This is a genomic window from Longimicrobium sp., assembly GCF_035474595.1.
Classification (GTDB): domain Bacteria; phylum Gemmatimonadota; class Gemmatimonadetes; order Longimicrobiales; family Longimicrobiaceae; genus Longimicrobium.
On record NZ_DATIND010000061.1, the window covers coordinates 41,992 to 56,435 of the forward strand.

Genomic DNA, 14,444 nt, shown 5'->3' on the forward strand with positions numbered 1-14,444 from the left:
GAAGGCGGACTTCGGGCCGTTGTTGCCGCGGATTCATCCGCCGGGGCACGGGTCCTGGCTTTGCGCTCACAACCCGCTCCGCGGCGGCGCAATCGTTTCCAGCAGGCGGGCGATGACGTCGTCGGTCGCCACACCCTCGGCCTCGGCGTGGAAGTTCACGAGCACGCGGTGGCGGAGCACCGGAAGCGCCACGCGGCGCACGTCGTCCGGGGTGACGTGGAAGCGGCCGGCGAGGAGGGCGCGCGCCTTTGCGCCCAGGATCAGCGCCTGTCCGGCGCGGGGGCCGGCGCCCCAGCGCACCCAGCGCTTCACGTCGTCGGTCGCGCTCGCGTCCGCGGGGCGGGTAGCGCGGACCAGCGAGGCGGCGTAGGAGAGAACGTTTTCGGCCACCGGCACCTCGCGCACCCACCGCTGCAGCGTCAGCACCCGCCCGGCGTCCAGCACCGGCTGGATGTCGGCATCCTTCGTCCCCGTCGTCGAGCGGAGGATCTCCACCTCCTCGTCCACGCTGGGGTAGTCCAGCCGGATGTCGAGCATGAAGCGGTCGAGCTGCGCCTCGGGGAGCGGGTACGTTCCCTCCTGCTCGATGGGGTTCTGCGTGGCCAGCACGAAGAAGGGGCGCGGCAGCTCCCAGTCTTCCCCGCCCGCCGTCACCCGCCCCTCCTGCATGGCCTCGAGCAGCGCGGCCTGCGTCTTCGGCGGGGTGCGATTGATCTCGTCGGCCAGCAGCACCTGGGTGAACACGGGGCCGCGGATGAAGCGCGCCGACCGGCGCCCGGTGGAGCGGTCCTCCTCGATCACCTCCGTGCCGGTGATGTCGCCCGGCATCAGGTCCGGCGTGAACTGCACGCGCTTGAAGTCCAGCTCCAGCGCCTGCGCCAGCGTGCGCACCAGCAGCGTCTTCGCCAGCCCGGGAACGCCCACCAGGAGCACGTGCCCGCCCGCCAGCAGGGAGATGATGACCTCTTCCAGCACCCGCTCCTGCCCCACGATGCGGCGCTGCACCTGCGCGCGCAGCCGCGCCGCATCGCCCAGCAGGGTCTCGATTTCCTTCTCGGCAGTAGCCAGGGGACGCACCTCGCGTGAACGTTCGCCGCGCCGGGGAATGGAGATGGGGACCGGCGGCGCGCTGCGGTACAATCGCCATCCCACCCAGGATCCTCCCCGATAGGACCAGGATCCTCCCCCGATAGGACGCATGGACGCCGGAGATCGTTGGGGGATGGGGACGAGACGCGGAAAATCGCGCCCCCCTCGCGCCGCCGCAACGCGCCCGGTGCGGACGCCGCCGGAGCGCCTTCCGATGCACCCGCCGCGGACCGGCTTCCGGCGGCCGCCGGCGGGCCCGCCGACGGTGCGCCGCACCCGGTTCCCGGCCGACGCGAGGAGCGGTCGCGATGTAAACGATTACATTGCCCCCCATCGGTTTACGCGCTCCGAAACCCATGCGAAATCTTGTTGACACGAGAACTTTGCGCGATTACGATACACCCGATCAAGCCCCAGCAGAAACCGCGAGCTCGCAGCATCTTCCCGCACGCATTCCGAGCAGGTTCCCGAAGCCGTCCGTCCCCGCCGGAGCGTGCGTGCGGTATTTTGTCGGATTCGTTAACAAAAGCAGGTCCGCGACGTCGTGGACCCGCTTCGACCGCCGGCCGCCGCGGCGGGACCGCCGGGCTGAATTTGTTGGATCTCTTGACGAACGCGCCGAACCCCCGCCGGGCGGGGGCCCTGCGGACCCGGGCGGGAGCGGGTCCGCTTCCGGCGTGCCGGCCGGCACCCGATTCCCATCGCAGTGAAATTGCCCCCGCGCGTGGCCCCGTGGCCGCCGGGGACCACCGGCCCCTGAACCCCGGGGTGCGAACTGGCGCCGCGCCCACCACCGGGCGCCCGCGCGCGACGCACCTGCCGCAGCCCCCGCGGGCTGCCCGACCACCCTCCTTCGGAGAGCCAAGATGAGGCGGAACGTAGTGTTGAGTGTGTTTGCCGCCCTGCTCGCGGGCGGACCACTGTACGCACAGACCGGGCAGGTAACCGGCAGCGTGACGTCGTCCGAGGGCGCGCGCGCGCTTTCCGGGGCGGCGGTGACCGTGGCGGGCACCACGCTGCGCGCGGTGACCGGCCCCGACGGGCGGTACACGCTGAGCGGCGTTCCCGCGGGCACGCAGCGCCTGACGGCCACCGTGCTGGGGCACGCCCCGGCCACGCAGTCGGTGGCCGTGGCCGCCGGGCAGACCGCCACGCTGAACTTCGCGCTGTCGCCCTCGGCGGTGGCGCTGCAGGGGGTGGTGGCCATCGGCTACGGCGAGCGCCGGGTGCGCGACGTGACCGGCTCGATCCAGGCCGTGGGCCAGGAGCAGTTCAACACCGGCCGGGTGGTGAACCCCGAGCACCTGATCCAGGGGAAGGTGGCCGGCGTGCAGGTGATCGACAACGGCCAGCCCGGCGGCGGCAGCGCCATCCGCATCCGCGGCGGCACCAGCGTGACGTCGAGCAACGAGCCGCTGTTCGTGGTGGACGGCGTGCCGCTGCAGCCGGGCGGCGGGCTGTCGTCCGACATCTCGCGCAGCCCGCTGAACTTCATCAACCCGCAGGACATCGAGCGGGTGACGGTGCTGAAGGACGCCGCGTCGACCGCCATCTACGGCTCGCGCGGCGCCAACGGCGTGATCATCATCGAGACCAGGAACGGCAACGCGCGCGAGCCCGCGTTCAGCTACACCAACTCGGTGTCGACCTCGAACGTGATCCGCGGGCCCGACATGCTGTCGGCCGACCAGTTCCGCGCGGTGGTGGCGGCGCACGCGCCGGGGCGCGTGCAGTTCCTGGGCAACACCAGCACCGACTGGCGCGGCGCGGTGGAGCGCAACGGCTTCGGGCAGGAGCACGCGCTGGCCATCGGCGGCGTGGGCGGCCCGGCCATGAGCTACCGGCTGTCGCTGAACTACCTGGAGCAGTCGGGCGTGCTGCGCGGCTCCGAGACCGACCGCCTGTCGGCGGCGCTGAACTACAGCAACCGCCTGTTCTCGGACCGGCTGAACGTGCGCGGCACCATCCGCGCGGCGCGCACCCGCGACGACTTCACCCCCGGCGGCGTGCTGGGCGCGGCCACCGTGTACGACCCCACGGTGCCGATCACCGTGGCCAACGGCTTCTTCGAGCAGCCCTTCCAGCAGGCGCCCGACAACCCGGTGGCGCAGCTGGCCGGCGTGGTGGACAACGGCAGCACCTTCCGCAGCATCGGCAACATCGAGGCGCGCTACCGGATGCCCTTCCTGGAGCAGCTCACGGGCACGCTGCGCACGGGGTACGACTACGCCCGCTCGGAGCGGCGCAGCTTCACCCCCACCACCCTGCACTCGCAGATCACCAGCACCACCCCGGGCTCGGCCTACCGCTCGAACCCGTCGGAGCAGACGGGCGTGATCGACGCCTTCCTGAACTACAACAACCGCATCCGCGCGAGCGAGATCGACGTCACCGGCGGCTACTCGTACGAGGAAACGCGCGGGCAGTACACCTCGTTCACCGCCAAGGGGCTGACGTCGAACCTGCTGGGCGACAACGGCGTGCCCACGGCCACGCAGGTGGTGCCCTTCGACTCGATCCGCGACAGCCGGCTGGCCTCGTTCTTCGGCCGCGTGAACTACACGCTGAAGGACCGCTACCTGCTCACGCTCAGCTTGCGCCGCGACGGCTCGTCGCGCTTCGGGCCCCGCAACCAGTGGGGCAACTTCCCGGCGGCCGCGCTGGGGTGGCGGGTGAACGAGGAGCCCTGGTTCCCCGAGGGCACGCCGCTGTCGGAGCTGAAGCTGCGCGGCTCGTGGGGGGTGAACGGCAACCAGTCGTTCGCCGACTACCAGTGGACCAGCACCTACCGCTACGGCGACGCGCTGAGCCAGGTGCAGTTCGGCGACACCTTCGTGACCACCATCCGCCCCAGCGCGGTGGACCCCAACATCAAGTGGGAAGAGACCACGTCGACCAACGTGGGCTTCGACTACGGGCTGTGGGACGACCGCATCACCGGCTCGGTGGACTACTACGTGAAGGACACCAAGGACCTGATCTTCCGCACGGCGGTGCCGGCGGGCACGAACCTGTCGAACTTCGTGACCACCAACATCGGCAGCATGCGCAACAAGGGGCTGGAGCTGAGCGTGAACGCGCAGGTGCTGCGCGGCTCCCCCCGCGGCCTGTCGTACAACGCCAGCTTCAACGCCTCGACCAACAAGAACCGGCTGCTGACCATCAACCCCAACGCCAGCACGGCGCAGCAGCAGCTGGTGGGCGGCATCGCGGGGGGCGTGGGCGGCAACATCGAGGTGCTGCAGCCGGGGGTGCCGGTGTTCGCCTTCTACGTGCTGGAGCACCGGCGCGACGCCAGCGGCAACCCGGTGCCCGACGTGGACGCCCAGGGGCACCAGCGCCCCGACACCGACCTGTACGTGGACCGCAACGGCGACGGCGCCATCACCCAGGACGACCGCCGGCCCTTCCACAGCCCCACGCCGCAGTGGATCCTGGCGCACACCTCGAACTTCGGCTACCGCTCGTTCGACCTGGGCTTCACCATGCGCGCGCAGCTGGGCAGCTACGTGTACAACAACGTGGCCTCGGCCAACGGCTACTTCAACCAGCTGAACAACGCGGCGGGGCTGCTGAACCTGCACGCCTCGGTGCTGAAGTACAACTTCACCGCGCCGCAGTACTACTCGGACGTGTACGTGGAAGACGCCTCGTTCCTGCGCATGGACAACATCACCCTGGGCTACACCCTTCCGCGGCTGCGCGGGGTGCGCCAGGCGCGGGTGTACGGCACGGTGCAGAACGCCTTCACCCTCACCGGCTACAGCGGCGTGGACCCCGAGGCGGGGCTGAACGGGATCGACAACAGCATCTACCCGCGCTCCCGGACCTTCTCGGCCGGCGTGAGCCTGGCGTTCTGAGCGGCGCAACCCACGGACTTCGCGAGGACATAGAGAGATGAAAACGAGACTGCGCACCACGGCCCTGGCCGCGGCGCTCCTCCTCCTGGGAAGCGCGGCGTGCACCGACATCACCACCAACCCCGTGAGCAACCCCACGGGGGCCAACATCTTCAACGACCCCAGCTCGTACCGGGCGTTCCTGGCCAAGATCTACGGCGGCCTGTCGCTCACCGGGCAGTCGGGGCCGGCCGGGTCGGGCGACATCGAGGGGATCGACGAGGGCTTCTCGTCGTACCTGCGCCAGCTCTGGCAGCTGGAGGAGCTTCCCACCGACGAGGCCATCATCGCCTGGGGCGACCCCGGCCTTCCCGAGCTGAACACCCAGCTGTGGGGCCCGGGCAACGCCTTCGTGGCGGCCATGTACTACCGGGTGTTCTTCCAGGTGGGGCTGGTGAACGAGTTCCTGCGCGAGAGCACCGACGAGAAGCTGGCCTCGCGCGGCGCCACCAGCGACCTGGTGAGCACCGTGCACCAGTACCGCGCCGAGGCGCGCTTCCTCCGCGCGCTCAGCTACTGGCACGGCATCGACCTGTTCGGCGACATCCCGCTGGTGGACGAGAGCTTCGCCATCGGCGCCACGCCGCCCCAGCAGAGCACGCGCGCGGCGATCTTCACCTACGTGGTCGGCGAGCTGAACGCCATCCGCCCGGAGCTGCCGGCGGCGCACCACGGCCAGTACGGACGCGTGGACCAGGGCGCGGTCGACATGCTGCTGGCCAAGCTGTACCTGAACGCCGCGGTGTACACCGGCACGGCACGCTACGCCGAGGCGCTGTCAGCGGTGCAGGGCGTGATCGCGTCGGGGGCCTACTCGCTGGACCCCAGCTACAAGCACCTGTTCCTGGCCGACAACCACACCTCGCCCGAGATCATCTTCGCCATTCCCTTCGACGGGCTGCACACGCAGACCTACGGCGGGATGACCTTCCTCACGCACGCGGCGGTGGGCGGGAACATGAACCCGGCCAGCTACGGGCTGGACGGCGGGTGGTGGGGGGTGCGGGTGCGCCCCGAGGTGTACAACCTGTACAGCGGCTCCGACAGGCGCGCCTACATGTTCTTCACCAACGGGCAGACCAACGACATCAACAGCATCGGCAACTTCACCGACGGGGTGGGCGCGCCGAAGTACCAGAACGTGACCTCCGGCGGGGCGCCGGGGTCGGCGGCGGGCTTCCCCGACACCGACTACCCCATGTTCCGCCTGGGCGACGCGTACCTGATGTACGCCGAGGCGGTGCTGCGCGGCGGCGGGGGCACGCGGGCGCAGGCGCTGGCGTACGTGAACGCGCTGCGCCAGCGGGCCTTCGGCGACGCCAGCCAGAACATCACCGACGCGCAGCTCACGCTGGACTTCCTGAAGGCCGAGCGCGCGCGCGAGCTGCTGTGGGAGGGCCACCGCCGCACCGACCTCATCCGCTTCGGGCAGTTCACCACGGCGGGGGTCTGGCAGTGGAAGGGGAACGTGAAGGCGGGGACCACCACGCAGGGCTTCCGCAACCTGTATCCGATTCCCTCGTCGGAGCTGGGCGCGAACCCCAACCTGCACCAGAATGCGGGCTACTGAGCCCGTTCCGCACGGCCCGGGGCACCTTCCCGGGCCGCGCGGGCGCTCGATCTTCTTCCATCGTCCGGAGGTCCGCCTGCAGCTCCGTCGCCCCGGCGGCGGGGCTGCACGGCGTTTGGGTGCCGCCGCCGTCTCCCTCCTCCTCGCGGGGTGCGGGGGTGGCGGCGATTCCGTCACCCCGCCGCCCGTCCCCACGCCTCCGGCCGGGCGTCCGGCGCTCCCGCAGACGTACCGCCCCAGCGGGCACGGGGCCGCGGGCGACGTGTTCGTGCACCTGTTCGAGTGGCGGTGGGCGGACGTGGCCGCCGAGTGCGAGAACGTGCTCGGCCCCGCGGGGTTCGCGGCGGTCCAGGTGTCTCCCCCGCAGGAGCACGCGGTGCAGGCCGGCGGCACCTGGAGCGAGCGCTACCAGCCCGTCTCGTACTCCGTCGAGCGCAGCCGCTCGGGGACGGGGGCGGAGTTCAGGGAGATGGCCGGACGGTGCCGCGCGGCGGGCGTCGCCATCTACGTGGACGCGGTCATCAACCACATGACGAACGTCCCCAGCCCCGGCGTGGGGAGCAACGGGACGGCGTACAGCAAGTACAGCTATCCGGGTCTCTACGGAGACGGGGATTTCCACCCGCCCTGCACCGTCGCCGACTACGCGAGCGCGGCCAACGTGCAGGATTGCGAGCTCTTCGGGCTCCCCGACCTGAACACCGGCTCGGCGTCCGTGCGCGCGAAGATCGCCGACTACCTCGTCTCGCTCGCGCGGATGGGCGTGGCGGGCTTCCGCATCGACGCGGCGAAGCACGTCCAGCAGGTGGAGCTGGACTCCATCGTGGCCCGCGTGGACCGGACGCTCGCGGCCGAAGGACGTCCCCTCCCCTACTGGTTCGCCGAGGTCTCCGCCGGCGCCGGCGAGGCGCTGGGGCCGCGCGACTACTTCGGGGTGGGATACGGCTCCGGCGCCGCGGCGGACATCACCGAGTTCGTCTTCCGCGGCACGGGGAACAAGTTCCTGGGCGTGAACGGCGAGCACGTCTCCCAGCTGAACCCCGGCGGTCCGCCCGGGAGCCGGTTCTCGGAAAGCGCGTGGGGACTGATGCCGGCGGACAAGGCCGTCGTCTTCCTGGAGAACCACGACACGCAGCGGCAGGGCGGCATCTCGTACCGCGACGGCGCGGCGTTCCGGCTGGCCAACGTGTGGATGCTGGCGCAGCCGTACGGCTACCCCTCGGTGCTGTCGGGCTACGCCTTCGACCGGAGCACGCAGGCGGGGCGGGAGATGGGGCCGCCGTCGGACGCGGGCGGGTGGACGAAGCCCGTCGCCTGCGCGGCCAGCCTGGAGACGGCGGCGAACGGGGATTGGGTCTGCGAGCACCGCGACCCGGCCATCCGGCGCATGGTGGCCTTCCGCCGCTTCGTCGCGGGGACGGACGTGAACCACTGGTGGGACGACGGCGCCAACGCCATCGCCTTCTCGCGCGGCGACCGGGGATTCGTCGCCATCAACCGCGAATCCGCCAGGGTGACGGCGACGGTGGGGACGGGGCTGCCGGCGGGGACGTACTGCGACCTGCTGGCGGGCGGCCGCGCGGGCGGGGGATGCGCGGGCGCGAGCGTGACGATCGACGCCGCGGGGATGGCGCGGCTCGACCTCGCCGCCAACACCGCGGTCGCCGTGACCGCGGCGGCGAAGATCTGATCTCGGGATTCGGGATCGATCGTGCGGTCCGGCAGGCGCACGTGCGGCCTCGCCCACACGTCCTTCGGCCTGCGACCGCTCGTGCGGGGGCAGCGATGGTGTGGCCGGCCTGAATGGAAAGTCTGGGCGCAGCCGGTCACCGGCGACTGAAGTCACAACAACTACGGGAAGCCTCGCAAACTGCGCGAGGCTGTTCGGCTCGGTTCAGGCGGGGGAGGCAAGTTCGAGGCTGTCTGGCGGCTTGACACGCGCGGAGATGGGCAGGGTGGGAGTCCGCGAAGGCGGACTTCGGGCCGTTGTTGCCGCGATTTCAATCGCCCTTCCACAACTACGGATGAAGGGGATGGAGATGCCGAGCAGGGTTCGGGTGCTGGCGCTGGGCGCGGCGCTGGCGGCGTTCGCGGCCACGGCCGGGGCGGCGCAGCAGGAGATGCGCGTGGCCTCGCCGGACGGCAGGAACGTGGTGACGGTGGGGACGCACGAGGGGCAGCTGTACTACGCGGTCAGCCGCAACGGCCGGCCCATCCTTCTCCCCTCGCGCCTGGGCTTCGCCTTCCGCGGCGGCGACACGCTGCGGACGTCGCTGCGCATCGTCTCGGCCACGCGCGACTCGGCGGACGAGACGTGGACGCAGCCGTGGGGCGAGGTGGCGCGGGTGCGCGACCATCACCGTGAGCTGCGGGTGAACGTGGCCGAGGACCGCGCGCCCGGCCGCCGCTTCGCCGTGGTCTTCCGCGCGTTCGACGACGGCGTGGGCTTCCGCTACGAGGTGGCCGACAGCGCCGGCTTCCGCGCCTACGAGATGATGGACGAGCTCACCGAGTTCGCCTTCGCCGACAACGCGCGCGCCTGGTGGATCCCGGCACAGTGCTGCGACCCCGACCGCCAGGAGCGCCTGTACAGCAGCGGCCCCGTCTCGCGCCTCGACACCGTGCAGACGCCGCTCACCCTGCAGACGACCAGCGGCGTGCAGGTCGTCATCCACGAGGCCAACCTGGTGGACTACGCGGGGATGTACCTGGCCCGCACCGACAACCGGACGCTGCGCACCACGCTGGCGAAGTGGGCCGACGGCGTGGCCGTGCGCGGGACGGCGCCCTTTGTCACCCCCTGGCGCACCATCCAGCTCGCCGACCGGGTGGAGGACCTCGCCCCGTCCGTCCTCGGCCTAAACCTCAATCCCCCCAGCGTCATCCGGAACACCGGCTGGATCCATCCCATGAAGTACAACGGGATCTGGTGGGCGATGCACCTCAACGCGTGGACCTGGGGCTCGGGGCCGAAGCACGGCGCGACGACGGAGAACACCCGGCGCTACCTGGACTTCGCCGCGGCGAACGGCTTCGGCGGGACGCTGGTGGAGGGATGGAATCTCGGCTGGGACGTGGACTGGTTCAACACGGGAAAGGCGAATTTCGACTTCACCCATTCCTATCCCGACTTCGACCTTCCCGCGCTGGCCGCCTATGCGCGCTCGAAGGGGATCACGCTCATCGGCCACCACGAGACGGGGGGCAACGTCACCGGCTACGAGCGGCAGCTGGACTCGGCGATGGCGCTGTACCAGCGGGTCGGCGTGCGCGCGGTGAAGACCGGCTACGTGAGCGATCTGACCGACCAGGGGCACATGCACCAGGGGCAGTACATGGTGCGCCACCACCGCCGCGTGATCGAGACGGCGGCGCGCTACGGGATCATGCTGGACGTGCACGAGCCGGTGAAGGACACCGGCGAGCGGCGCACGTACCCCAACATCCTGGCGCGCGAGGGGTCGCGCGGGATGGAGTACAACGCGTGGGGCGGCGAGGGCGGCAACCCGCCCGAGCACGAAACCATCCTCTTCTTCACCCGCATGCTGGCGGGGCCGATGGACTTCACGCCGGGGATCTTCGACCTGCTGCTGAAGTCGAGCGGGCACCCGCACACCCCCGAGGAGGCGCGGCCGCGCACGACACTCGCGAAGCAGCTCGCCCTCTACGTCGTGCTCTACTCGCCCTTCCAGATGGCGGCCGACCTCCCCGAGAACTACCAGGGGCAGCCCGCCTTCCAGTTCATCCGCGACGTCGCCGTCGACTGGGACACCACGCGGGTGATCCAGGGGCGCATCGGCGACTACGTGATCGTGGCGCGCAAGCAGAAGGGCGCGGACAGCTGGTTCCTGGGTGCCATCACCGACGAGGAGGCGCGCACCTTCGACGTGCCGCTCGGGTTCCTGGCGCCGGGGCACCGCTACGTGGCCGAGATCTACGCCGACGGGCCGGGCGCCAGCTGGCGCGACAACCCGCTCCCCGTCGCCATCTCGCGGCAGAACGTGACGTCCGCCTCGCGGCTCCACGTCGTCCTCGCCCCCGGCGGCGGGCAGGCCGTCCGCATCCGCCCGGCGCCGTGACCGCCATGCGCTTCCGTCTCGCCACCCCGGCCACCCTGCTCGCGTTCGCCACCGCCGCGTGCGACCCGGGGTTCACCATGACGCTGCGCCAGCCGCTCGGGCCCGCGCCGGAGGCCGCGTGCGTGGCGCGGACGCTCTCCACGTCGCGCTTCGTCAGCCAATCGTGGACCGGCGCCGAAAACGGGTTCGGCGTGACCCTCCGCGACGGCGCGGGCAGAACCTGGTCCGCGACGCTGGAGCTTCTGCGCCCCCGCCGCGATTCGGCGCACGTGGCCAGCGTGCGCTACAACTACCTGCTGTACTCCCGCCCCGGTGCCGACGAGGAGCCGGGGATGGTGGCCGCCGCGGCGGGGCTGCTGGGCGAGCTGCGCGCGGCGTGCGCGCCCGCATCCGCGCCGGCGGTGGAGTGCGCCACGCAGGGCGCCCCCGTCGCCGCGTGCGCGGCCGTCGGGCGCGCGCCGCTGGGCGAGGAGCGGTCCCGCCCGTGAGCCGCCTGCCGGTCGATCGCCCCGGCCGCCGGGCCGCCGCCGCGGCCGTCCTCGCGCTCCTCGCGGTCTCGACCGGCGCGCGAGCGCAGCTGACGATGCGGGTGCGCGTGCCGGCGGGGACGCCGGACACGGCGAGCGTCTTCGTCGCCGGCAGCTTCAACGTCTGGAATCCGGCGAACGCCAGCTATCGCCTGACGCGGACGGGAGATGGAGAGTATTCCATCACCCTTCCGGCGGACGTCCGCGGGGGGATCGAGTTCAAGTTCACGCGCGGCTCGTGGGAGCGGGTGGAGACGGACAGCGCGGGCGGCGGCGTGAACAACCGCCACTTCATCGTCCCCGCCGAGGGCGCGGCGGCGTGGACCGGGGCCGTCGCCGCGTGGCAGGACCCCGCGAAGATCCAGCCGCGCGCCCCCTCGCGGACGGCCTCGGTCGCCGTGCTGGACACCGCCTTCGCCATCCCGCAGCTGGGGCGGGCGCGGCGCGTGTGGATCTACCTTCCGCCCGGCTACGCATCGTCCAACCGCCGGTACCCCGTGCTGTACATGCACGACGGGCAGAACGTGTTCGACAACGCGACGAGCGGCTTCGGCGAGTGGGGGGTGGACGAGACGCTGGACAGCCTCCGCGCGCGCGGCGACCGCAGCGTCATCGTCGTCGCCGTCGACCACGGCGGGGCGAAGCGGCTGGACGAATACTCGCCGTGGCGCAACGCGCGCTACGGCGGTGGCGAGGGCGGCGTGTACGTGGACTTCCTGGTGAACACGCTGAAGCCGTTCGTCGACCGGCGCTTCCGCACCCTGCCGGACCGGCTGGACACGGGGATCGCGGGATCGAGCATGGGCGGGCTGATCTCGCTCTACGCCGTCCTGAAGTACCCGCGCGTCTTCGGCCGGGCGGGCGTGTTCTCTCCCGCGCTCTGGTTCTCCGATTCCATCTTCGCCATGGCGCGCGCGGCGCGGCCGCCGCTGCCGGGAACGCGGATCTGGTTCGTCACCGGCGCGCACGAGGGCGACACGCCGGAGGTGTACGTGAACGACCAGCGGCGGATGATCGCCACCCTCGCCGCGTCCGGCTTCCGCGTGGGAGCGCAGGTGGACTCCGCCGTCCGCGCGGACGGGCAGCACAGCGAGTGGTTCTGGCGCCGCGAGTTCCCGCTCGCCTACCGCTGGCTCTTCGCATCTCCCACGACGGGGAATGGAGATGCGTCCGCGGGGCGGCGGCACGCGCGCCGGACGCGCCATCCCCGCGCAACTCCGACGGGAACGCACTGAAGGCAGGAACGCGGAGCCGATCGTGCGAATCGTCAGCGCACGTGCGGCCTCGGCTATAGATCCTTCGGCCTGCAACCGCTGGTGCGGGGACACACATGGCGTGGTCGGCCTCAGGATGACGTCTCTGTGCGTTTTACGGTTTGCACAGCGATCGTAGGGATCGATACGAGAAGGACGCGGACGGCGGCGCATCTCCCGACGTCCGTGCGAGACAGACCAACCGCCGCGGGCCCATCTCCCGCGGCGCCATCTCCACCTGAGGACCCGACATGCGCCGGAACGCACTCGCCTCGCTCTCCATCGCCGCCCTGGTGGTCGCCGTGCCCGCCACCGCGCAGGTGCCGGCCGCGCCCGACACGGCGTGGGAGCGCGGCGGCACCTGCTACGAAGTGTTCGTCCGCTCCTTCCAGGACAGCAACGGCGACGGAATTGGCGACCTGAACGGGCTGATCCAGAAGCTGGACTACATCAACGACGGCAACCCGCAGTCGCAGCGCGACCTGGGCGCCAACTGCATCTGGCTGATGCCGGTGGCCGAAAGTCCCAGCTACCACGGCTACGACGTCAGCAACTACTACCGCGTGGAGCCGGACTACGGGACGAACGACGACTTCAAGCGGCTGATGGCCGAGGCGCACCGCCGCGGCATCCGCGTGCTGGTGGACATGGTGCTGAACCACTCGTCCAGCGAGCACCCGGCGTTCCAGGCCGCGCTGCGCGACCCCAGTTCCCCCTACCGCAGCTGGTACCGCTTCTCGCCCACCGAGCCGGGGCCCGGGCCGTGGGGCGGCCCCGCGTGGCGCAAGTCGCCCGTGCGCGACGAGTACTTCTACGGGGTGTTCTGGGAGGGGATGCCGGACCTGAACTACCAGACGCCCGCGGTGCGCGAGGAGGCGAAGAAGGTCGCCACCTTCTGGCTCACGGAGATGGGCGTCGACGGCTTCCGCCTGGACGCCGTGCCGTACCTGGTCGAGGAAGGCACCGTGCTCTCCGGCTCGCCGGGGACGCACGCGCTGCTGCGCGAGTACGCGGCGCACGTGAACCGCGTGAAGCCGGGCGCCTACACCGTGGGCGAGGTGTGGGACAGCACCGCGGCGATGCTCCAGTACTACCCCGACCAGCTGACGTCGTACTTCACCTTCGAGGTGTCGGACTCGCTGCTGGCGGCGGTGAACCGCGGCTCGGCGAAGAACCTGCTGGCCGGCTATCTCCGCCTGCAGCAGGCGCTTCCGCCCACGCGCTACTCGCCGTTCCTGCGCAACCACGACCAGACGCGCACGATGACCGTCTTCGGCGGCGACCGGGCGAAGGCGCGGCTGGCGGCGGTGCTCCTGCTCACCCTTCCCGGCATCCCCTTCGTCTACTACGGCGAGGAGATCGGGATGAGCGGCGACAAGCCGGACGAGCGCCTGCGCACGCCGATGCAGTGGACCGGCGCGCCAGGCGCCGGCTTCACCACCGCGAAGCCGTGGGAGGCGCTGCAGCCCGATTCGGCCACCGCGAACGTGGCCGCGGAGGAGCGCGATCCCCGCTCGCTGCTCAATCTCTACCGCGGCCTGATCCACGGGCGCGCGGCCAACCCCGCGCTGGCGGCCGGCAGGCTCATTCCCGTGACTGCCTCGCACGACGCCGTGGCGGCGTACCTGCGCCGCGATGGCGGCCGCGCCGTGCTCGTCGTCGCCAACCTGGGGAAGACGCCGGTCTCCGGCGCGACGCTGGCCGCCGCGGCCGGGGCGCTGCAGCCGGGCCGCTACCTGCCGACGGACCTGCTGACCCACGCCTCCGCCACGCCGCTGACGGTGGGCCGCGCCGGTGCGGTGAGCGGATACGTCCCCTTCGGCACCCTGGTGCCGGGCGAGGTGCACGTGCTCGATCTCACGCGCGTGGGGCGGTAGAAAAGAAGTGCTAAGTCCCAAGTGCCAAGTCCTAAGTGGTGATACCGGATTCGGGGGAGCCATCGTGCGATCCGGCAGCGCACGTGCGACCTTGCCTATGGATCCTTCGGCCTGCAGCCGCTCGTGCGGGGATAACGGCGGTGTGGCCGG

The 14,444-nt window shown here is 71.3% G+C and carries 8 protein-coding genes; 7 read left to right on the forward strand and 1 reads right to left on the reverse strand.

The features are described 5' to 3' along the window. Positions 1-66 precede the first annotated feature (66 nt). Positions 67-1,152 (reverse strand): AAA family ATPase, encoded by a 1,086-nt coding sequence (locus VLK66_RS10740; protein ID WP_325309408.1) that lies wholly within the window; start codon positions 1,150-1,152, stop codon positions 67-69. Between the two features lie 803 nt (positions 1,153-1,955). Between VLK66_RS10740 and VLK66_RS10745 the strand changes: the two genes are divergently transcribed. The 7 genes from VLK66_RS10745 to VLK66_RS10775 all read left to right on the forward strand — a co-directional run bounded on the left by VLK66_RS10745 (position 1,956) and on the right by VLK66_RS10775 (position 14,294). Next, positions 1,956-4,949 carry a SusC/RagA family TonB-linked outer membrane protein gene (locus VLK66_RS10745; RefSeq protein WP_325309409.1) on the forward strand — a complete coding sequence of 998 codons (2,994 nt, stop codon included), beginning with the start codon at positions 1,956-1,958 and terminating at the stop codon, positions 4,947-4,949. A gap of 37 nt (positions 4,950-4,986) precedes the next feature. Then, positions 4,987-6,558 carry a RagB/SusD family nutrient uptake outer membrane protein gene (locus VLK66_RS10750; RefSeq protein ID WP_325309410.1) on the forward strand — a complete coding sequence of 524 codons (1,572 nt, stop codon included), beginning with the start codon at positions 4,987-4,989 and terminating at the stop codon, positions 6,556-6,558. Positions 6,559-6,673: 115 nt separating this feature from the next. Continuing rightward, entirely contained in the window at positions 6,674-8,248 is a 1,575-nt protein-coding gene (locus tag VLK66_RS10755; RefSeq protein WP_325309411.1) for an alpha-amylase family protein, read from the forward strand. 343 nt (positions 8,249-8,591) lie between these two features. Continuing rightward, positions 8,592-10,637: a glycoside hydrolase family 97 protein gene (locus VLK66_RS10760; protein WP_414676467.1), complete on the forward strand. Its 2,046-nt coding sequence runs from the start codon at positions 8,592-8,594 to the stop codon at positions 10,635-10,637. Between the two features lie 5 nt (positions 10,638-10,642). After that, entirely contained in the window at positions 10,643-11,125 is a 483-nt protein-coding gene (locus tag VLK66_RS10765) for a hypothetical protein (RefSeq protein ID WP_325309413.1), read from the forward strand. Then, a complete protein-coding gene (locus VLK66_RS10770) occupies positions 11,122-12,399 on the forward strand; it encodes an alpha/beta hydrolase-fold protein (RefSeq protein ID WP_325309414.1) in 1,278 nt (425 codons plus the stop codon). The genes VLK66_RS10765 and VLK66_RS10770 overlap by 4 nt, the downstream gene beginning before the upstream one ends. Before the next feature lie 269 nt (positions 12,400-12,668). Continuing rightward, positions 12,669-14,294, forward strand: a complete 1,626-nt coding sequence (locus VLK66_RS10775) for an alpha-amylase family glycosyl hydrolase (protein ID WP_325309415.1) — start codon at positions 12,669-12,671, stop codon at positions 14,292-14,294. Positions 14,295-14,444: the final 150 nt, after the last annotated feature.